The sequence below is a fragment of the Sphingopyxis sp. genome, from assembly GCF_035998905.1.
Lineage (GTDB): Bacteria > Pseudomonadota > Alphaproteobacteria > Sphingomonadales > Sphingomonadaceae > Sphingopyxis.
The window spans coordinates 14,496-33,667 of record NZ_DASYHG010000003.1 but is presented as its reverse complement, the minus strand read 5'-3'; the positions used below and the strand labels follow the sequence as shown (position 1 = coordinate 33,667).

The window sequence follows — 19,172 nt, the reverse complement described above, 5'->3', positions numbered from 1 at the left end:
TCGAAAACTGCAAGATCAGCGGCATTAACCCGCACGACTGGCTGACCCAGACGCTCAGCAAACTGGCAAATGGTCACCCTGCAAACAACGTCGGAAATCTCATGCCCTGGACCGACGTGGGCTGAGAACACCGCTTACTCCGCCACACCTAGACGGCGTGGCTCAGCTTGCCAAGCTGTCGGCCCGAACTGTCATCGTAATGGTGCGCACGGCGGAACGTATGAGGAGCCAATAAACTGCGATGCGCGTTACATCGAAAACGACCCACCAAAGGTGTAACGATGACGGCGTCAGCTGGTGTCCAGCCATACGAGCGAACGTCCGGTCGTCTAATAATGGCATCAAAAAAAGCCATTGAATAAGCAGCAATGCCGATGCTGCGAGCACCAGCCATCGCGCTCTTCCGCGCGCAATAAGCATGAGACTAGCCACAAACGCGGTCTCACACACCAGCGATGCACGAAAAGTAACCCGTCCCACTGCAAGCAGCTGCTCGAGGGGAACATCCTCGGCAAGAAATTTCACGGGTGTTGCAACGAACGATAAAATGAGGAGAGTCGTAAGCGCGCTGGTAGCGATTATCAAAAGCCATATCGCCCTTTGACATGAGGTCACGGCTTTCTTTCCGACTTTTTCTGGATTGGTCCTGAGGTCAGGATCGGGACGAACTGCACTAAGAACAGGCCGAACGCGCCGGCCCAAGCAAGTGCGGCTACCGTCAAAGTGATTTGCTGAACGCCAATCCCGATCGCCGCTGAGACCCTCATCACTGCGGCTAAGCTTATCAGCACATAGGAGAGGATCATCTGCCTGCTGGCGGAGAGTTCCCGCCCAGTGTGCCCAAGACTTGCCCGGCTCATCACCGCTAATATCATCGTGGCCATCGCACCTGTAGCCAGCGCGTGGATTGCTGCGGTTTCAGACACTAGCGCCCATTGCGCAGAGGCAAGAAGAAGCAAACCCATTGGAAGCCAGAGATATCCGACATGGAGGATGATCAGAAGAGCATTTGACCGGCACCTCCAACCTTGCCATCTGACGAGCCGGAAGACGTGTGCGATTGCAGCTGCCATGACCACCACTCCCGTCGGAAGCGACGCGGGCCAGATCAACCACGACAGCAGTGCTAGCGCGGTTAGCACAAGCACTGCCTTGTCCAAATAATCGGGCTGGGTGGGCAGGGGTTCGGCGGCACCCTGTGCGACCAACCAATTACGGGTAAAGCTCGGCACAATTCGCCCGCCGATTATGGCGAGTAGGAAAATGACGAGCGCAAATCCAATCTGCCAGCCAATATTTGCGATATCGGCAAGGCCAGCCATCGCAACTCGGTCGACCAGGTCGGCAATACCGAAAAGACCAATTACCGCCACGATGGGGAAATTTCGATTGCGGCTCTTAAGGATTTCCCGTGCGAGCAACGCTGCCAGAACGACATAGAAGCCCGGATCGAGCACGATGAGCAAAACGCTCTCATGCGAAACCAGGAAGGGTAGGATGCGGCCCGCCATCCATACACCAAATAGCGCCCCCAAAGGGGCTCCTGCTATAGGAAGCCGCCCGGTCCAATTGGGGACTGCCGTGAGCGCGAAGCCAGCGATAGCCGCTCCAACGAAACCGAAAAGCATTTCATGACGATGCCACGCGAGCGGATCTTCCAAAAATTGGGAGGGCGTGAACCCGAAAAGGATAAGCAGCCATACCGCGAGCGCGCAGATCGCCCAAGTCGCTGCACCGATGAAAAAGGGTCGGAAGCCGCCGCGCAAAATAGCAGGACTTTGCTCCATTCGTGTTTGGCGTAACTGCAGGCGATCGAGATTGTTAGGCACGATTGGTCCTTCATTCGCGGATATTTTGAACCCTAAGCCCCGCGTTTTTTCATTCCTTGATCTATCTCAATTTCTGTGCAGCAAGGGATGACGGACCGGCCAAATGGCAGACATCGTCGCGCCAACTTAAGATCCACATTTATTGGCCGAAACCACTCGGGGAGGTTAATGGATCTAGTCCGTGTTGACAGAAGTTTAAGCCACACCTGATTAGCTAAACGTGATCCTAAATGCTTTTCAGAAATTCGGCCAACTCGTCGATAACTCGCGGCACTGCTCGATAAATCACGCTGCGGCCGACTTTCTTTGATTTCACCAGCCCCGCTTGCGATAATATGGCAAGATGTGCGCTCATTGACGTGGGCGATGTTTTTGTCGTCTCCGATATCGCGCCTGCCGGCATTCCCTCATCGCTTGCATCGACGAGCAGCTTGAACACCGCGAGCCGCGTTTCCTGGCTCAGAGCGCTCATAACCATCCGGGCTCTTTTCTTTTCCATTCCGCCTCCTCAAACGAACGCGCAGCTCCCGAATGCGTCAGGAACGACGATTTATCGTTAAGAGAAGTTAACCTACAACACTTCGCGAAATTTTGAAACGATTTATGATCATCATTCCCACTTGGTTAGCTTCGAGAAGCTGGAGTGCCCGAATAGCAGATTACCGCCACCGGACAATACCCTCCGCGCACGAGTTGAAGGTGCATGACCAGACGCGAGGTCCTGCCGTTTCCGTCCTGGAATGGATGAATGGTAACCAGCTTATAATGTGCCTCGAAAGCGTTTTCAGGATTGAGAGGCGCATCTTTAAGCCAACCCGCGAGGTCCTCCATAAGGTGTGGCACCTCAGATGGCTGTGGAAAGACGACTGGTGACCCTGTGATTCCTCGCTGCGCCACGGCATACTGTCCGGCGAGATCTGGCTTGCTTCGTTGCAGGATGAGTTGGTGCAACTGACGCATCTCGAAGGCGGTCAGCGTATGATTCCGTTTGGCCATGTCATACATCCACTCGAGAGCATGATGATGATCTATGGCTTCCAGGTGATCTCCCAATGGCTTTCTTCCCAGACCTTTTCTTCGATCGGCATGGCTTTGCTTCCTCCAAGTTAACACAGGACTTGTAGGGTTTAATATGCGTCCATGCCAAGTGGTTATCGTCAATTTGCGTGATTTAGGTAATCGTCTGCGATGATGAATTAGCTAAACAAAGCGAATATGCCATCACTTCATAATAGGAAACATTTTTGGCGCTGGTGCCGCGCTTCCTCTTTTCGACTGAAACTTAGGCGCTATCAATGATTCGGCTTTCAACATGCAGGAAGAAGAACGCGCAACCTTCGCATTGTCGAATCGTTCGAATGGCACCTATGGGAATTTGAAAACAGGAGACTGCAATGAAATCCGTCGATTTGGATGCGACCCACATTCTCGCTGCCGACCATCGCACCGTCGAAGGCCTCTTCGAAGAGTTCGAGAAGGCAACGAGCAGCAGCCGCAAGGCGAAGCTCGCCAAGCAAATCTGCACTGAACTCAAAATCCATGCCCAGATTGAAGAAGAAGTTTTCTATCCCGCTTTGAAGGGCAAGATCGACGAAGATTTGCTGAAAGAAGCTTGGGTTGAGCATGACGGCGCCAAGATTCTTATCAACGACATCGAAGCATCCAATGCCGAAGACGAGTTCTTCGATGCCAAGGTCACGGTGCTGTCTGAAGAGATCAAGCATCACGTGAAGGAAGAAGAAAAGCAGCAGAACAATATGTTCCAGCAGGCTCGCGCCGCTGATGTTGATCTTGAAGCGCTCGGTCAGGCCATGTTGGCTCGCAAGGAGGAGTTGAAGGCGCAGGCCGATAGCACCGGTCTGCCGCCGGCGCAGCTGGTGACGATACGCGCCTGAGGTTCCGGACCATGGCAGTTACAGGGTGGAAGCTCGATCGCGCGAGTCGCGAGTTCCTAATCGATATCTTTCCGCCACGCTGGCGTGATCTCGTTGCCGATCATGTCACGTTTGATGCGAAGGCGTCGTCAAGCGACCCCGTGCCGCCCAAACCCGAAGCCGCCGTCATCGGCCATGCCGATGACGGTGACGGGCTCGAGGCGCTCGTGGTCTCGATAGCCGGGAACTGCGAGCGGCCTGACGGCAGTATTTTTCACATCACTTGGTCTATCGATCGCGACAGAGGACGGCAGGCGATCGAAAGCAGCGCAGTCCTGGCCGACCTTGGATGGCGTCCGCTCACGGTTCCCATTGCAATCGAACTTACGCCTGCTCGGTTCTGATGCGCCGTATTGCCGATCGCTATCCTCGACGAACCATTGCAGGCGGTTGACGAGCGGATAGTTCCGGCGGACCGAATGATGCGGCTGCCGCGGATTGTAATGCGCGACCCAGGATAATAGAGTGCCGACGACGAGCAGCGTCCACGCCCACACGGCGGACAGACCCGGGATCGCCAGAAGCGGCGCGGCGATGCTTGTCGCGAGCGGTATGAAACGAACAAAGGACAAAGAAAACTCCGTGACCGGCGGCGAGCCAGATGGTTCAGCGTTTGCCTCCTGCGGCGCGATTAACCCCGCCCTTCGCTTCGCCTGCGCTTATGCGCGACAACACCCCTCGGCCTATAGTTGCAGTTGGATGAAAGGAGGGGGCCAGGTCTGGATACACGACCTGTAGATAGGCGAACGACCTATCCATTCTTCGTATACCAATGGCGGGTTACGGTTAATCATGAACGAAAACCCAGATTCGCTCGGCCTCCCGCTCGGCCCCGCTGTAGCCATGGCGAGCCATGCCGATTTCTTGGGTCTGCCGAGCCAGATATTTCTTTGCGATGCCGGTTGTCGGCCAAATCCAGGATCCCACCTGCCTGTCGTTTGGGATGGAAGCTCGTTTCTTGACATACATTCTGTCACGGGCACCAATCATCGCGCTGCGTATCAGGCAGTGCGAACAGCGTTGCGCGTTGCTGGGACAAACAAGATCACGCACGTTGAGCTTCGCCTGACCTCGGACCTTGTCTATCGTCAGCTTTCAACCGGCAGTTACTGCCGGAACCCGGAACTTGGGTTCCTGCGCGATTTTGTGTTTGACCATGGTGAGCGGGTCTCCCCGGTCCGACTTGTTCTTGTGACAGAACCCTTCACACTCGGCGGACAAAATTTCAGGACTCGAAAGCAGTTGCGCGACCACGTCTTGGCTTTGCGATCGGACGCGACGAAATGATTCCCCTTCTCGCGTTTTCCTCCCTGCCCAGTTTGATAGCCGTCAAAAGTCGTCCTAGGAAGGTGCCATCGTTGCATTCGAGGGGTTCGAGAACCAACGCGAGCTCCATTACGCCGCGATCGATGATGGGAAGGGCGAAGGTTTCTAGCCAGCGGCCCTGACCCATGCTTGTGGCTGAAATGTCGCTGCTAAATACAAGTGCAGTGCTGACGATTTTGCCGAGTTCAATTGGTTTCATCACGCTGCTGGTAATCCCGCCTGCGTATTTTGGTTCTGATAGGAGATGTTCTCCATTCAGCTTCGTTCCAATAACTTCGTAGATGGTGTATCTCGCATGGCAGAAGCCTTGTGGGACTTGCAACTCGGGCAATATCTCTAGGCACTCGTCCGTGGTCTTCGCGTCCCCAACTCCCCGCAGCTGTTTCGCGAAGGCGTGCAGCTCTTGCTCATCGTGATCGCATGCCCATTCAGACCCTTTTTTGATGAGTGCAGCGATCGCGGCGTGCATCTGATTGCCGATTTTTGTCATAAATTTTCCTTTCAATACAACATTCGTATCTTTTGTCCTGCCCGACGCGATTTCCACTCGCCGCTGAGACGGAGCAACCCATCAGCCGATGGTTTGAGATGCTCCCATCGAATGCTGATAATGGGGCGTGTAGTTGCGATGCGGTTGGTGCCATGGGGGAAGGGGAAGGGGGGTGGCGTAGAGTAGCGCCCCATCGCTCCGGAAAGACCGGTGCAAAACGCCAAAGTCTAAAACTTGACCGGGCCGCATGCGCGATGAACCGATTAACGAGATGCCGTTCCTGAGCCAAAAATGCTCGTGTGGATATCGCCGCACGGGTGGATGACAACAATCGGGAGAGACCGCGCATCCCTTGGTTACGCACCCCGGCGGTGTTCGCCGCCAGACTGGACAAGTAATCGCTTGGTTCGCCCCGTCCTGCGAACCCCGCTACACATGCGGTTTCTTCGAACGCGCTCATAGGCAACTTAACGGCTTGGCTCTCTAATTCCCGGCTGGTAGGAGCCGAGCCCACACATCAGGTGCGGCGCGACCTTATGGTCAGCTTGCGCCTGAACAGGGTAAGCTGGTCGCCAATCCTGCGCGCGAGGCAACGGGGGACACAAATCGTCAAGGTGCGAGTGGCGCGCCCTTGCCCCACTTTCGCAGGGGCGGACTCCGGGTCGCAATCGGGCGCGTTCTACCGCGCGGCGCGCCACTACGCCGAGGCGCTATATATATGACAGGATTAAATTGCACCTAATTTGAGGGATTAGCCACGAGCATTTGTCGCGATAATGTGGTCGCGCAGGTGCCGGCTGTCACACAGGAACCACAGCAACGAAGAGGGCCGACTTCAATTTGAACTGTGGCGTTGGCGCGGCCTCCTATGCTCCGACAAGAGAGTGCGCTCGGCCTCGTTCAGAATCCACTGTCTGTCAGTGCCCGTTGGGATCCCCAAATTACCCACCCCTTTGGGGATCCCCGGCAGTCGGATTATGCGATGCTTGGTCGATAACGCATCCACTGTCCGACGCCCTGTGACGGTAACATCATCAGATACAATAAGCGTTAATTTTCGTTTGCGGATGGCTTTGCTGATGCGGCGAGGCCAGGATCGCCCGCAATCGAACTTGATCCAACAGCTTTGACTTCATCAACAAATTGAAATGGAATAATATTCATCTTGATTTTTTGGATATCCATCAGCTTATTTGCTACTGACGACCATAGTCCCGCCGCGTCGTAATCTCGCGCTTTAAGACGCTCTATCATGCGGGTGGTCGCGACGGTCACAGCGTTGTCACCATAACATTGGTCCATCGTGAACGCTTGTTCCCAAATTTCATTTAAGCTTAGCCCCATCGCCCCGACTCCGATGCGCCTCAGTCCCAACTGTTCTCATACGCCATCGAAGTTCGTTTTGGTATAGTGTTGACGGGTTCGAAGCCCAGCGTTCCTTGTCACGGATGCAGTTTTGCTAAGGGTGGCGGTCGGGGGAGTTTGCGGGTTTTTGGGGACGGCCCCGCCAGCGGAACCGCCCCTGTTAAAAAGGTTGGAGGCGCGATGCGCTAGTTGCCGCTGAGTCCATGCTTGAGCGATGACATCTGATCATGACCTTCGCGGACCGATGTATACGCACTCTGGACGAGTTGGCGGACCGCGGGATCGAGCTCTTCATCCTTCAGCGCGCTTTCGAACTTCGACTTGATATGGTCCTCGCCGCGCTCGACCTCGGCAACGATCGCAGCATCGTCGCGGTCACCGGTCAGCATGTCGCGAAGGCCAAGGAACGCACGATGCGCCGAGGCGAGCACCGTGCCGTCGTCTTCGGGATCGCCGCCGAGTTCGCGAACCTTTGCCTGAAAATCAGCGACGATGGTCTGCCGTTCGTTTGCCCGGCTCAAAAACTGGTCCTTGAACTGCGCAGCGTTGGCTTCGTCAGCGGCTTTGCGGTAGCCATCGACGCTGTCGAGCGTCGTCGCGATCAACGAGTTGAGCGTCGCGATATTATTGTTGTCGAACATAGCAGGGTTCCTTCAAAACACGGTGGTTGGCACTATGCCGCCACCATACCGCAGCAACGGGCTCACGTTCGTAAAGTTGCCTCTTAGCGATGCGAACCCGATCTGCTGCTCTCGGCTCGGTGCGATGCGCCGCGTGAGCGGACCGAGCGCTTAGCCCTGGACGTAGGTATGGCGGCCCGTCGCTCGCTCCATCTCGATGGCGGTATGCTCGATCTGCACGCGGACGGCCGATGCCGAGGGGCACTACGCACGCGCGGCTCGTGAGTAATGATGCGGGTGCGAGCAGAATAAGGCGTCGTGGCGCTCCACGAAGAGACCTGCTGTGGGTTTTCACCAATTTTGTTGGAGAACTGATCGGTGTTACCCGCAATTTACTGGGTCATCCTCCCACACCACAACATTGATGACCCCGTTTGATCTTGCCTCGAATTGACGAGCATGGATGAAATTCTCCACGTTGCCGGAAGGCGTGTGATCACCCACACGACAACCTGTCGGTCCCCGAATGAGTTCAAGCGCGGTGCAGGAGTGCCGAGCACGCGGCACGATGGACGGGTGCGCGTCAAATATGGTTGAGCGCTTGCTCAAACTGCGCGAGTGTGAAAGGTTTAATAAGAACCGGGGCCCCTGCAGTCATTGCCTTGTCGGAGTTTAAGGATCCGCCGGTCATGACGACGAATGGAATGCCTGCCGCTTTCAGAGCGGCGATGACAGCTTCGCTCGTCTCACCATTGGCGAGATGGATATCGACCAGAGCGGCGTCGATTGTCAGTGTCGCGATCTTGTGCAGGCTGGCCGCGACATCTTCCGCGCACCCCACAACCTCGACGCCCAACGCTTCAAGGTAATTTTCGAGCACGAGAGAAACGAGCGGATCGTCCTCGACCACAAGGATGTGTTTGGGCACGGCGGAGGCTCCGCGGCAGGGTTAAAATTGCGAAGGTTCGACAAGGCACGGTAAGAAAGAGATTAACTTTTGCCCTCGGCGGTGGTTCCCCGCGTTCATATAATGATTTCAAGGACGATCCGTGTTCTGCGACACAGGCGACAGGCAAGACAGTCTGGACTGAGCGGGGGGACTTCTTCCCAGCTCAGGCTTGCTCTTGCGCAAACTGCGCGGCAAAGGTTGGGCAGCTCGCGGTTTGCGCGCAGCCCAAGGGTGCACACCGCAATGAATTCAGCCAATAGTTTCGCCCTCGGCAAAGATCACCGGGCGAGTCGGCTCATTGTCGTAATGCTAGCAGTCGGTTTTGCAGCGCTGCTTGCCGCCGCGACCGCGTCCTTCTGGATCCAGCGCCAGAATGAAGCCAATTCAGAGCTTGTTGCGCATACTCTGTCGGTCGAGGCGAGCGTCAACGGCTTCGCAAGCGCTAACGAGCGAATGGAAACGGCGCGCCGCGGCCTTTTTTTGACCGGTGATCCGGCCTTTGAGCGGCTGATGAGTGAATCCCTGATGGAGGCACGGAGCCGGTTGAGGGAACTTGGCGACCTCGTTAGCGACAACCCCAACCAACGAGCGAGGGTCGCGCGGCTTACCGCGCTTCTCAACGCCTATGAGCGCCATCATCGACAGACCTTGGGCTTTGCCGCAGCCGAGCGGCGGGCGATGTTGGCTGGGTTCGCAAACGATGCCGGGGTAAATTATGTCCGGTCGGTGCGCGTCGTCGTGAACCAGATGGCCGAGGATGAGCGCGACCTGCTACGCGCCCGCGAAGCGCAGCAAAACGCCACCCGCCAGCTCTTCAACGGCGTGCTCGTCGGCACCGCACTGCTCATTCTGATCGTCGCGATCGCGACCTTGCTGCTGATCCGCCGCAATCTGTTCGATTTGCGCTCATCGCGCGAGGAGCTCAAGCTTTTCAACGAGGATCTCGAAGCGCAGGTCGACGCGCGGACGTCCGAGCTCAAACGCGCCAATGGGGAAATTCAGCGTTTCGCCTACATCGTCTCGCACGATCTGCGCTCGCCGCTGGTGAATGTGATGGGGTTCACGGCTGAGCTGGAAACCGCGCGGCAGACTATCGCAGGCTATCTGCAAAAAAGCGATCGCGATGGCTGGGATGCGCCCGATTCCGCCACGCGGCTCGCGATCGAGGAGGATCTCCCCGAAGCGATCGGCTTTATCCGCACATCGACGCAAAAAATGGACCGGCTGATCAATGCCATCCTCAATCTGTCGCGGCAGGGTCGCCGGTCGCTTGCGCCGGAGCAGCTCGATCTGACCGCAATGGCGCGTGGGATTGCCGATAGCCTGCAGCACCGGGTGCAGGAGACGGGAACGCAATTGAATGTGGGAGCGCTGCCGCCGATCGTGAATGATCGCGTTGCCATCGAACAAATATTGTCCAACCTGATCGAAAATGCGCTTAAATATCTCAAGACCGACCGACCCGGGGTGATCGATGTGACCGGTCGCATCGAACAGGGCCGCGCCTTGATCGAAGTCGCGGACAATGGCCGGGGTGTCGATCCACGCGACCATGAACGTATTTTCGACCTTTTCCGTCGTTCGGGGCAGCAAGACCAACCTGGAGAAGGTATCGGCCTTGCGCATGCTCGAGCGCTTGCCTATCGCCTCGGCGGCACCATCGAGGTGTCGTCGGCTTTGGACGAGGGTTCTACCTTTCGACTGAGCTTGCCGACCGAATGGCGAAGCGGAGATGAAAATGCCTGATCAGCAACCCGTCAACATCGTGATGATCGAGGATGACGAAGGTCATGCGCGGCTGATCGAGAAGAATATTCGCCGCGCCGGAATCTCGAACAAGATTCATCACTTCACCGACGGCACCACCGCGCTCAAATTTCTTTTCGATGCCGAGGATGGCCCGGTCCGCAACGGTCCGGCGCTCGTGCTGCTCGACCTCAATCTGCCCGATATGAGCGGCACTGACATCCTCGGCAAGATCAAGGCCGAAAGCAGCGCTCTTCGCCGCACGCCCGTTGTCGTGTTGACGACGACCGACGACAAGGTCGAAATCCAGCGCTGTTATGATTTGGGTTGCAACGTCTATATCACCAAGCCGGTCAATTATGAGAATTTCGCCGACGCGATCCGTCAATTGGGTTTGTTCCTGTCGGTGATTCAGGTTCCCGATCCCGATTTGACCTGACCTGAGACGTCCTCTGGCACATATTCTTTATATTGATGACGATGAGGGCATCAGGCGTCTCGTCTCGCGCGCGCTCGTGCGGAAGGGGTTCGATGTAAGCGTGGCCGCGAGCGGACCCGAGGGTGTCGCGATGACGGGAGAAGTCCGGTTCGATCTAATTGCCGTCGACCATTACATGCCGGGACAGGATGGGCTGACGACGCTGGCGGCGCTTCGCAAGCTGCTCGACTGCCCGCCCATTGTTTATGTGACGGGCTCCGAGGAAACCAGGATTGCAGTCGCGGCGCTGAAATCCGGTGCCGACGATTATGTCGTTAAATCCGTTGGCGAGGAATTTTTCGACCTGCTGTGCAGCAGCTTCGAGCAGGTGCTTGAACGCGCGCAACTCCGGCGCGCGCGTGAACAGGCCGAAGCCGATCTGCGCCAGAGCAATGCGCGGCTCGAGACGCTGCTTAAGGAAGTGAACCACCGGGTCGCCAACAATTTGCAAATGGTTATGTCATTCATCGGGCTTCAGTCGAAAAGCCTTGCCGATCCAGGTGCGCGCCAAGCCCTGGAGCAAACCCAGCAGCGCATCGCGACGATCGCGCAGGTCAATCGCCGCCTTTATACGACCGATGACGTCGAATTTGTCGCGATGGACGAATATCTTGCAGCGCTTGCCGCAGACCTGACCGAAAGTTGGTCAACCGGGGCAGGGCGGCGCGAAGTGAGGGTCGATGCGCAGCCCGTCAAAATCTGCACTGACAAAGCGGTTGCGCTCGGGATGATCGCCAACGAGTGGGTGAGCAACGCCTGTAAATATGCTTATGGCGCTTCGGAAGATGGTGAAATTCGCATCATCCTGGGGCAGGTGGAATCGAACATGATCGAGCTCGCGGTCGAGGATGACGGCCCAGGTTTGCCGACCGATGGCGCGATCCGTGGAACCGGATTGGGAACACGGCTGATCGAGGCGCTGGCTAAGACCCACCGCGCAAGCGTTCATTATGGCGCCAGCGGTTCGGGGCGCGGCACCCGGGCGGCGATCGCGCTGCCCTTGCGATCGGTTGATCGATCGTGACCGGTCCCAGTCGAGTAGTGTAGATTGTAGCTTAGTGCATTGATGCCTCTCGCGCCTGTAGTCGGTATCCCAGCGAGCTGTGCGATCGGGCGGTGTTTTCATATCGCCGCCACGGCTTGAGCCACACCGTAGTGCCGCTCGATCCGGACCACAGCTGGGCTGCGCACAAGAATTTCTCGAAGCGCTTTGCCGAGGCGCTGAGCATGGCCGAACCGGATCGCTATGTCGCCGCGGTGAGCAAGACGAAGCGCAAGGGAAAAATCGTCATCAACTGGCGACGCAATAAGCGTAGCGCCAATGCAATTCTTCTTTTTCTGGCGCGTGCGCAATGGGCGCCAATTGCTGTGCCGATCGGCTGGGACGCGCTTGCTGACGTCATGGGCGCGGGGGGATGGCGAACCGGAACTGATCAGCGCTCAGGCGGCGCTGATCCTAAGGGCTGGGAGTTTTGCGCCGCAGACACTGCTGTGACATTGACCGCTTGCGAATGTAGGCAGGCGATCGGCGCGTCAGAGGTGAGGCCTCAATCGCCAGCGCGGCGCTGGCGCCGAACAATATGATCGACGACCGGTCCCGCGGTGAAGCCATGAACGACGGTCGACAGCAGGATCGTCAGCGCGATCGTTGCCCATAATTGCCCTTCGTTGACCAGCTCGAGATGGCTGGTCGCGTAAGCGAGATAGTAGATCGATCCGATCCCGCGCACGCCATAAAAAGCGACGACGAGCCGGTCTTGCGACGGCAGGTCGGTGCCGACCATGCTGAGCCACCCTGCGAGTGGACGCACGATAAATAACAGGCCGATCGCGATGCCCGCGTGCGCCCAGTCCAGTTCGCCGAATAGCAGCGGGAAGGTGCCTCCGATCAGGATCAGCAGCAGCGCGGTGAGCGCGAGCTCGATCGCTTCGTTGAAACTGTGCAGCTTGCCATGGAATTCATGGCTCGCCTCGAACCGGCGCAGCACGATGCCGGCGACAAAGCAGGCGATAAATCCATAGCCTTCGACCAGTTCGGTTGCGCCGTAGCAGAGCAGCACCCCGGCGATCGCGAGCACGCCCGAGGCGGTGTCGGCCAAGACATTGCCGCGCGGGATGACAAACAGGATGCGCGCGAGCAGCCATCCGACCGCCGCGCCGCCGATATAGCCGACCAGGATGCGATAGACGACGTCGAGCAACAGCCACTCGCCCAGCATCGCGGCCGAAAAGCCGGTGGTGCCGACGGCCAGGCCGAGATAGACGAACGGGAAAGCCAGCCCGTCGTTGAGCCCTGCTTCGGTGGTGAGCGCAAAGCGGACCGGCTGTTCCTCGCCTTCGGTGGGCGGCCCGACCTGGACTTCGCCGGCGAGCACGGGGTCGGTCGGCGCCAGCACTGCGCCGAGCAGGATGGCGCCCGCCAGCGTCATGCCGGCAAAGGTCAGACCCATGAACGCCACCGCGGCGATCGTCAGCGGCATGGCGATCGCCAGCAGCCGGATCGTCGGGCGCCAGCGACGATAGTTCGACAGGTCGTCGATGCGGATACCGGTGCCGAACAAGGCGACGATCACTGCAAGCTCGCTGGCCAGCTCCCAGAATTTCGGCGCCGCGCGGGGGTCGAGCCCTTTCGCGACATCGGGCAATATCCAGTAGATCGCGATCCCGAACAGGATAAGCAGCGCCGACGCCGCCGGTTCGCGCCCCGACAAAAAACGCGGCAGCCAAAAGGCCGCGATAATCCCGGCGCCGATCAGCGCCATACCGACATGATAGTTACTCAATGCAAAGAAGGGTTGCTCGTCCATTCAGGCCTGTTGAGGGCGAATTTCAAAGCCGGTGACATTGTGGTCACCCGACAGGCTGGCGGCCAGTCGCTCGGCGCGGCTTTCGCTATAGCCGTGCGCGATGGCGCCATATTCCACGACATCGTCATTCATCGATTGGTCGATGGTGATGGATCTGAGCTTGTGATCGGTCAGCAGCGTGCCGAAGTCGCTCAGCGCGATGGCCGTTGACCGGCGATAGCGGGCCTTCAGATGCACGATGCGTTGCTGCGGTGCGCGCCGGTCGGTGATCGTGACGGCGGCGAGCACCAAGACCGTCGCGGTTGCCGCAAAGATCGCCAGCTCGTAAAAGCCGATACCGAACAATATGCCCAGCGTCGCGGTCATCCACAGCGAAGCGGCGGTTGTGAGCCCGCGGACGTTAAACCCTTCGCGAAAGATCACCCCGCCGCACAGAAAGCCAATGCCGGTCAAAATACCATGCGCCATGCGCACCGGATCGATGCGGACCACCTCGACCGGGGCGTCGTTGAGCCACGCCATCTGATGCACCGCCGACAGCATCAACAGGCAGCAGGACAGTCCCACCAGGACATGCGTGCGCAGCCCGGCGGGGCTGGCCCGATATTCGCGTTCGGCGCCGATAATGGCGCTGGCCACAATCGCGCCGATGATCGGCCAGAACAGGTCGGGGTCGAGCAGTTCCACTTATTCGATCCTGATCATGCAGCACTTGAGGCGGAAATAGGATGCCATGCGGCGGGATGGCAATGGACTTGTCACAAAATTGCAACGCGCGCTGACTGCGGCGGTTGCAAAGCGCGGCAAGACGCCAGTCTATTCCGGCAGTATTGGAGGGCCAAATCCGCATTTCATAGAAACGCGCCACCTGCTCGTCCGTCAGCCATTACCCGTCACTCGTCATTCAGGCTCCTCATCTCAAGCCTGAATCATCGCCGTCACGTCAAACTAATGCGTTCTAACCTTAGCGCGGCGAACCGATTTACATATTCATTGTGGATCGAGCGCGTTTCTGCGCATAGCATCTCGATTATGCTAAGTGATCGTGATAATGGGCATAATGTCCCAAAAGATCCCGGAGCAGGCTCGCGAACGAGGAGCTGAAGCGAATTCGCCAAAAGATTTTACGGCGAAGACAATGTGGACCGTTCTGCGGCGGGCATCGTCGAAGGGCATCGAGCACAATCTGGCGCTCTTGGCCTCGAGCGTAGCTTTCTACGCGTTCCTTTCTTTCGTTCCTTTGATAGGAGCGATTGTCATGGCCTACGGGCTAATTGCCGATGCCTCTACGGTCGCCCGGCATATGCGTTTCGTGATCGACTTGGTGCCAGCCGATGCAGCCGCGCTTATTTATGATCAATTGACGCAGTTGACGCAAACAGCCGAGCGTCGGAAAGGGATTGGATTGTTCGCTGCCATGACGGTATCAATCTACGGAGCGTCGCGTGCGTCGGGCGCAATGATCGCAGCACTCAACATCATTTACGAAGAGAAAGATCGCCGCAGCTATCTTCGTTCCGCATTTCTTTCTGCGGCACTGACGGCCGGTGCGATATTGGTCATGGTGACAGGTCTCACCGCGGCATCGTTGCTCAATTTTGCGGAAAACTGGATTGTCGGGGTCGGACCGATTGCCGCATTAGCGGTCAAGATCTTTAGTTGGTTGATTGCGGCGTCGGTTTGCATCGCGACGATTGGTGGCATCTACCGCTTCGCGCCGAATCGCGCCGATGCCAGCTGGCGATGGTTAACATTGGGATCCGTCCTTGCGACATTGGTTTGGGTCGTCTTGACGATCGCATTCGGCATATATGCGTCACGCTTTAGCGACTATAACGCGGCTTATGGATCGCTCGGCGCGGTGGTGGTTCTGATGATGTGGCTTTATTTGTCCGCTTATGCTGTGCTTCTCGGTGCGTTGATCAACACAGAAACTGAGCGGCAAACTGCGCAGGATACAACGACGGGCCGAGAACGTCCCATCGGCAAGCGAGGCGCGATCATGGCCGATACGAGTGCCGCACTTGATACTTCGTCGGTCAGCCAGGGCCATGGGCTATCAGGGTTACCGAGCGGCGCTGGCGGCGATGGGGAGGGTGGCTAAGATAACCGCGATGTTGCGGCTCGCGCGAATGGCCACACAAATCCAATTCTGGAGGCGGCTGAAAACTCGCTTCGCGATGGGGCGCTGCTTATATATCTTGGGCCGCGCTCTCTCGACACGTCGCGGTTGGACGTGGATTGGTCGCGACGTCAGTTCTGGACCAATCGCGGTTAGGCTCTTTTAAACCAGCAGCGCATGATCATAAACTTCTTGAGCTTCGGATCCTTGAACTCGAAACGCAAGCGTAGCGCTAGTTGAGTGTTCTGGCGGGCCGACGCTTTCCGTTCACCTGCTCTGGCACCCTTTTTGCTCTCGCGCCCGGAACCTGCCATCATCTCGCATGTTGTGCTGAGAACAACGAGGAAAATTCAATGGCTGAAGTTGACGAACCTACCCAGTTGCTATGCCAGTCAGACAAGGCCGACGAGATGCTCGTCAAAACCCGTGATCGCGACAAGCTTGGTTCGGTCCATGCCTTTATGATCAACAAGCGGACCGGCCAAACTGTATACGCAATTCTGACAATTGGCGGCTTTCTTGGGATCGGTAAGGCTTATTATCCTTTACCCTTCGGACTGCTCAGTTTTGAAGCTGCAACGGATTCATATGTTGTGACCATCGACCGCCGTGTGCTCGAAGGTGGCCCAAGTTGGGCTTCTAATGCTCCCATTTTCGACCAAGCCTATGCCGACCGGGTCGCGAGCTATTACGAAGTTGATAAAGAGGATTTAACGCTCGGCTAAGCTGTGGCTTCTTTGGCTGCCGCGCCTGATGCAAAGTCCACCAAAGCGATACTGACAGCGAAAATATTTCGATTAAATAGTATCGAAGTGCCTTTCCGATGCCAGAATCGAGTCATTCGGCGGGGCGAGCTGGCGACAGGGACGACATTGCCTTAGGCGAGACAATTGCTGGCTTTTACAACGCCCAGGTCGTCCACCCTAGAGTTCGTTGGCGATCCGTTGAAGCTGTCGAATATGCGTAACCGTGTCCTTAAGGCCGCCTTGCGGGATTCCGCTTTGCAGTGCTGATAGCCGCTCTTTGCGAGGAGTGGTGATGAACGGGGATATCGAGGCGACGGGAGCGAGTGCTCTTACGACCGGTCATATGAGTGATCGTATGATCAGTCAGATCACGGTGGTTGGTGGCCGTCGCCGCTAGTCGGTGGATCAGAAGCTAGAGATCCTGCGCGAGGCATTTGGTCCTGATGGCTCGGTCGGTGCGACGTGCCAGCGGCACGCGATCGGCAGCGGGCTGATCTACACCTGGCGCCGGCAAGCGTTGGCGGGCGATCTGACCGGAACGAAGCGCGCGCCGCCGCCGTCGTTCGCCGAGGTCGAGGTGTCGGAGCCGACCGCAGCGTTGACGATGAACGGCCAGATCGGGATCGAGTTGCCGTCGGGAGTGCGGCTCACCGTCGACGCGGCGGTCGATGCCGGCGCGCTGGCACGCGTGATGTCCGTCCTTGCCCGATGATCCCGCTTCCGCCGGCGACACGGATATATCTGGCCTGCGGCGCCACCGACATGCGCAAGGGGTTCGATGGCCTCGCGGTGCTGGTGCAGCAGGTGCTGGAGAAGAGCCCGCACTCGGGGGCGCTGTTCGCGTTCCGCGGCAAGCGCGGCGATCTGGTCAAGCTGCTCTGGTATGACGGCCAGGGTCTGTGCCTGTTTTCGAAGCGCATGGACCGGGGCCGGTTCGTCTGGCCGATCACGAAGGCAGGCAAGGTGAGCCTCACGGCGGCGCAGCTTTCGATGCTGCTCGAAGGCATCGACTGGCGGCGTCCCGAACGCACCGCAGCGCCCTTGCTGGCGGGATAAAAAGCGGCGAATTATCGTTGGTTTTACTGGAATCGCGGCGTTCGTTTTGCTAGTTGTTTCGGGTGTCGGAACCAGCCTCTTTCATCATCGACAAGGACGCCCGGATCGCCGAGCTCGAAGCCGCTCTCGCGGCTCGCGACACGCTGATCGACACCCTCCGTCACCAGCTTGCCCAACTCCGCCGTATGACCTTCGGCCAGTCCTCCGAGAAGCTCGCTCTCCAGATCGAGCAACTCGAGCTCGCCCTCGAAGAGCTCGAAGGCGAAGCCGAGGTCGCGGACAGCCGCAAGGCCGATAGGATACCCGCCGAGCGGCCGTCGCCGGTGCGCGCTCTGCCCGATCATCTGCCGCGCGCCGAACGGCGGATCGAGCCCGGAACGGGCAACTGCACCTGTCCCGATTGCGGCGGCGCGCTGCGTCCGCTCGGGGACGACAGCGACGAGCAGCTCGACGTCGCCCCGGTCCAGTGGTGCGTCATCCGCACCGTGCGGCCCAAGTATAGCTGCCGCGCCTGCGACAAGATCGTCCAGGCGCCCGCGCCGGTGAAGGCCATAGCACGCGGCAAGGCGAGCTTCGCGACGCTCGCCCATGTCGTCGTCCACAAGTTCGATCATCATCTGCCCCTCTATCGTCAGGCAGAGATGATGGCGGCGCAGGGCATCGACATCGACCGCTCGACCCTCGCCGGCTGGGCCGGACAGGCCGCGCATCTGCTCGATCCGATCGTCAGCCGCATCCGCGAGCAAGGACTGAGGGCCACCAAGCTCCACACCGACGACACGCCGGTGCCGATGCTCGTGCCCGGCAAGGGCCGGACAGCGGTGGCGCGGCTCTGGGCCTATGTCGTTGATGACCGCGCATCGGGCGCCGCCACCCCGGTGTTCGCCTGGTATCGGTTCACCCCCGATCGCAGCGGCGTTCATCCGCAGAGCGAGCTCAAGACCTTCTCGGGCCTCCTCCAGGCTGACGGCTATGCCGGATATGAGAAGCTCTATCAGGGCAGTCGCATCCGCGAGGTCGCCTGCTGGGCCCACTTCCGCCGCAAGATCTTCGAGAACCACCAGACGAGCCCGACGACGCTCACCACCGACCTGCTCGATCGCATCGCCGGGCTTTACCGGATCGAAGAGAATGTCCGCGGCCAGCCGCCGGATATCCGGCGCCGACACCGACAGGAGCAAGCCAGGCCGCAGATCGACGCGCTTCGCGACGCGATCGACGACGCCCTGCGCCGGCTGTCGCCCAAGGCGGCGATGGCGAAGGCGCTCCTCTACGGCCGCAAGCGCTGGGACGCGCTCACCCGCTATCTCGACGAAGGAACTGCGGAGATCGACAATAATATCGCCGAACGGGCGATCCGATCGATCGCCATCGGCCGCAAGAACTGGCTGTTCGCCGGATCGAAGGCCGGCGGCGAACGCGCCGCCGCCATCTACTCCGTCATCGAGACGGCTAAGCTCAATGGGGTCGAGCCGCAGGCCTATATCGCCGACGTCATCGAGAAGATCGCGTCCGGCTGGCCAGCGTCCCGATGGGACGAGCTCATGCCGTGGAACTGGCAGCCTGACAAACAACAGCAGGTCCCTCAGGCCGCGTAGCTGCGGCCTTCAGAACACGCTTACGAATATGCCGCGCTCGACTAGGCTGCTCGACCTCGACGGCAATCTCCCGCTCCCCGAAGCATAAGAGCGGCTTTACGCCTAT

21 protein-coding genes are annotated in these 19,172 nt (G+C 58.4%); 11 read left to right on the top strand and 10 right to left on the bottom strand.

Annotated elements, in window-relative coordinates; all coding sequences use genetic code 11:
* A partial coding sequence (locus VGN62_RS00385) for a transposase domain-containing protein (RefSeq protein ID WP_422663653.1) occupies positions 1–125 on the top strand: 125 nt, incomplete at its 5' end.
* Positions 126–611: 486 nt separating this feature from the next.
* Here VGN62_RS00385 and VGN62_RS00380 read toward each other — a convergent pair.
* The 3 genes from VGN62_RS00380 to VGN62_RS00370 form a co-directional block, all read right to left on the bottom strand.
* Complete coding sequence (locus VGN62_RS00380) at positions 612–1,829, bottom strand: NnrS family protein (protein WP_327450042.1); 1,218 nt, start codon at positions 1,827–1,829, stop codon at positions 612–614.
* A gap of 226 nt (positions 1,830–2,055) precedes the next feature.
* A complete protein-coding gene (locus VGN62_RS00375; RefSeq protein ID WP_327450040.1) occupies positions 2,056–2,328 on the bottom strand; it encodes a metalloregulator ArsR/SmtB family transcription factor in 273 nt (90 codons plus the stop codon).
* Between the two features lie 125 nt (positions 2,329–2,453).
* Positions 2,454–2,825 (bottom strand): Fic family protein, encoded by a 372-nt coding sequence (locus VGN62_RS00370; RefSeq protein ID WP_327450038.1) that lies wholly within the window; start codon positions 2,823–2,825, stop codon positions 2,454–2,456.
* Positions 2,826–3,223: 398 nt separating this feature from the next.
* On the opposite strand from VGN62_RS00370, the gene VGN62_RS00365 reads away from it, so the two are divergent.
* Positions 3,224–3,724, top strand: a complete 501-nt coding sequence (locus tag VGN62_RS00365; protein ID WP_327450036.1) for a hemerythrin domain-containing protein — start codon at positions 3,224–3,226, stop codon at positions 3,722–3,724.
* A 128-nt stretch (positions 3,725–3,852) separates the two neighbouring features.
* Here the strand turns inward: VGN62_RS00365 and VGN62_RS00360 are convergent, their stop codons facing one another.
* The 5 genes from VGN62_RS00360 to VGN62_RS00340 form a co-directional block, all read right to left on the bottom strand.
* Positions 3,853–4,335 carry a hypothetical protein gene (locus VGN62_RS00360; protein WP_327450034.1) on the bottom strand — a complete coding sequence of 161 codons (483 nt, stop codon included), beginning with the start codon at positions 4,333–4,335 and terminating at the stop codon, positions 3,853–3,855.
* A 653-nt stretch (positions 4,336–4,988) separates the two neighbouring features.
* A complete protein-coding gene (locus tag VGN62_RS00355; protein WP_327450032.1) occupies positions 4,989–5,579 on the bottom strand; it encodes a hypothetical protein in 591 nt (196 codons plus the stop codon).
* 1,050 nt (positions 5,580–6,629) lie between these two features.
* A complete protein-coding gene (locus VGN62_RS00350) occupies positions 6,630–6,854 on the bottom strand; it encodes a hypothetical protein (protein WP_327450030.1) in 225 nt (74 codons plus the stop codon).
* Between the two features lie 275 nt (positions 6,855–7,129).
* The gene (locus tag VGN62_RS00345; protein WP_327450028.1) at positions 7,130–7,585 is read right to left on the bottom strand and encodes a PA2169 family four-helix-bundle protein; all 456 of its coding nucleotides are present in this window, start codon (positions 7,583–7,585) and stop codon (positions 7,130–7,132) included.
* A gap of 562 nt (positions 7,586–8,147) precedes the next feature.
* Positions 8,148–8,492 carry a response regulator gene (locus tag VGN62_RS00340; RefSeq protein WP_327450026.1) on the bottom strand — a complete coding sequence of 115 codons (345 nt, stop codon included), beginning with the start codon at positions 8,490–8,492 and terminating at the stop codon, positions 8,148–8,150.
* A 264-nt stretch (positions 8,493–8,756) separates the two neighbouring features.
* Here VGN62_RS00340 and VGN62_RS00335 point away from each other — a divergent pair, with 264 nt between their 5' ends.
* The 4 genes from VGN62_RS00335 (at position 8,757) to VGN62_RS00320 (ending at position 12,321) form a co-directional block, all read left to right on the top strand.
* Positions 8,757–10,259, top strand: coding sequence for a sensor histidine kinase (locus tag VGN62_RS00335; protein ID WP_327450024.1), 1,503 nt, complete (start codon positions 8,757–8,759; stop codon positions 10,257–10,259).
* On the top strand, positions 10,252–10,698 hold the full coding sequence (locus tag VGN62_RS00330; protein ID WP_327450022.1) for a response regulator: 447 nt from the start codon (positions 10,252–10,254) through the stop codon (positions 10,696–10,698). Before VGN62_RS00335 ends, VGN62_RS00330 begins: the two co-directional genes overlap by 8 nt.
* A 1-nt stretch (position 10,699) precedes the next feature.
* Entirely contained in the window at positions 10,700–11,761 is a 1,062-nt protein-coding gene (locus VGN62_RS00325) for a response regulator (RefSeq protein WP_327450046.1), read from the top strand.
* Positions 11,762–11,877: 116 nt separating this feature from the next.
* Positions 11,878–12,321 carry a hypothetical protein gene (locus VGN62_RS00320; protein WP_327450020.1) on the top strand — a complete coding sequence of 148 codons (444 nt, stop codon included), beginning with the start codon at positions 11,878–11,880 and terminating at the stop codon, positions 12,319–12,321.
* On the opposite strand, the gene VGN62_RS00315 is transcribed toward VGN62_RS00320, so the two are convergent.
* On the bottom strand, positions 12,285–13,544 hold the full coding sequence (locus VGN62_RS00315; RefSeq protein ID WP_327450018.1) for a cation:proton antiporter: 1,260 nt from the start codon (positions 13,542–13,544) through the stop codon (positions 12,285–12,287). The two genes, VGN62_RS00320 and VGN62_RS00315, sit on opposite strands and share 37 nt — an antisense overlap.
* The gene (locus VGN62_RS00310) at positions 13,545–14,231 is read right to left on the bottom strand and encodes an MgtC/SapB family protein (RefSeq protein ID WP_327450016.1); all 687 of its coding nucleotides are present in this window, start codon (positions 14,229–14,231) and stop codon (positions 13,545–13,547) included.
* A gap of 373 nt (positions 14,232–14,604) precedes the next feature.
* Here VGN62_RS00310 and VGN62_RS00305 point away from each other — a divergent pair, with 373 nt between their 5' ends.
* The 5 genes from VGN62_RS00305 to tnpC all read left to right on the top strand — a co-directional run bounded on the left by VGN62_RS00305 (position 14,605) and on the right by tnpC (position 19,066).
* Positions 14,605–15,648, top strand: coding sequence for a YihY/virulence factor BrkB family protein (locus VGN62_RS00305; protein WP_327450014.1), 1,044 nt, complete (start codon positions 14,605–14,607; stop codon positions 15,646–15,648).
* Between the two features lie 371 nt (positions 15,649–16,019).
* Positions 16,020–16,391, top strand: a complete 372-nt coding sequence (locus tag VGN62_RS00300; RefSeq protein ID WP_327450012.1) for a PRC-barrel domain-containing protein — start codon at positions 16,020–16,022, stop codon at positions 16,389–16,391.
* Positions 16,392–16,812: 421 nt separating this feature from the next.
* Positions 16,813–17,124 carry a transposase gene (locus VGN62_RS00295; protein ID WP_327450010.1) on the top strand — a complete coding sequence of 104 codons (312 nt, stop codon included), beginning with the start codon at positions 16,813–16,815 and terminating at the stop codon, positions 17,122–17,124.
* Entirely contained in the window at positions 17,121–17,468 is a 348-nt protein-coding gene (gene tnpB / locus VGN62_RS00290; RefSeq protein ID WP_322308982.1) for an IS66 family insertion sequence element accessory protein TnpB, read from the top strand. The genes VGN62_RS00295 and tnpB overlap by 4 nt, the downstream gene beginning before the upstream one ends.
* A 53-nt stretch (positions 17,469–17,521) precedes the next feature.
* The gene (gene tnpC, locus VGN62_RS00285) at positions 17,522–19,066 is read left to right on the top strand and encodes an IS66 family transposase (protein WP_422663652.1); all 1,545 of its coding nucleotides are present in this window, start codon (positions 17,522–17,524) and stop codon (positions 19,064–19,066) included.
* Positions 19,067–19,172: the final 106 nt, after the last annotated feature.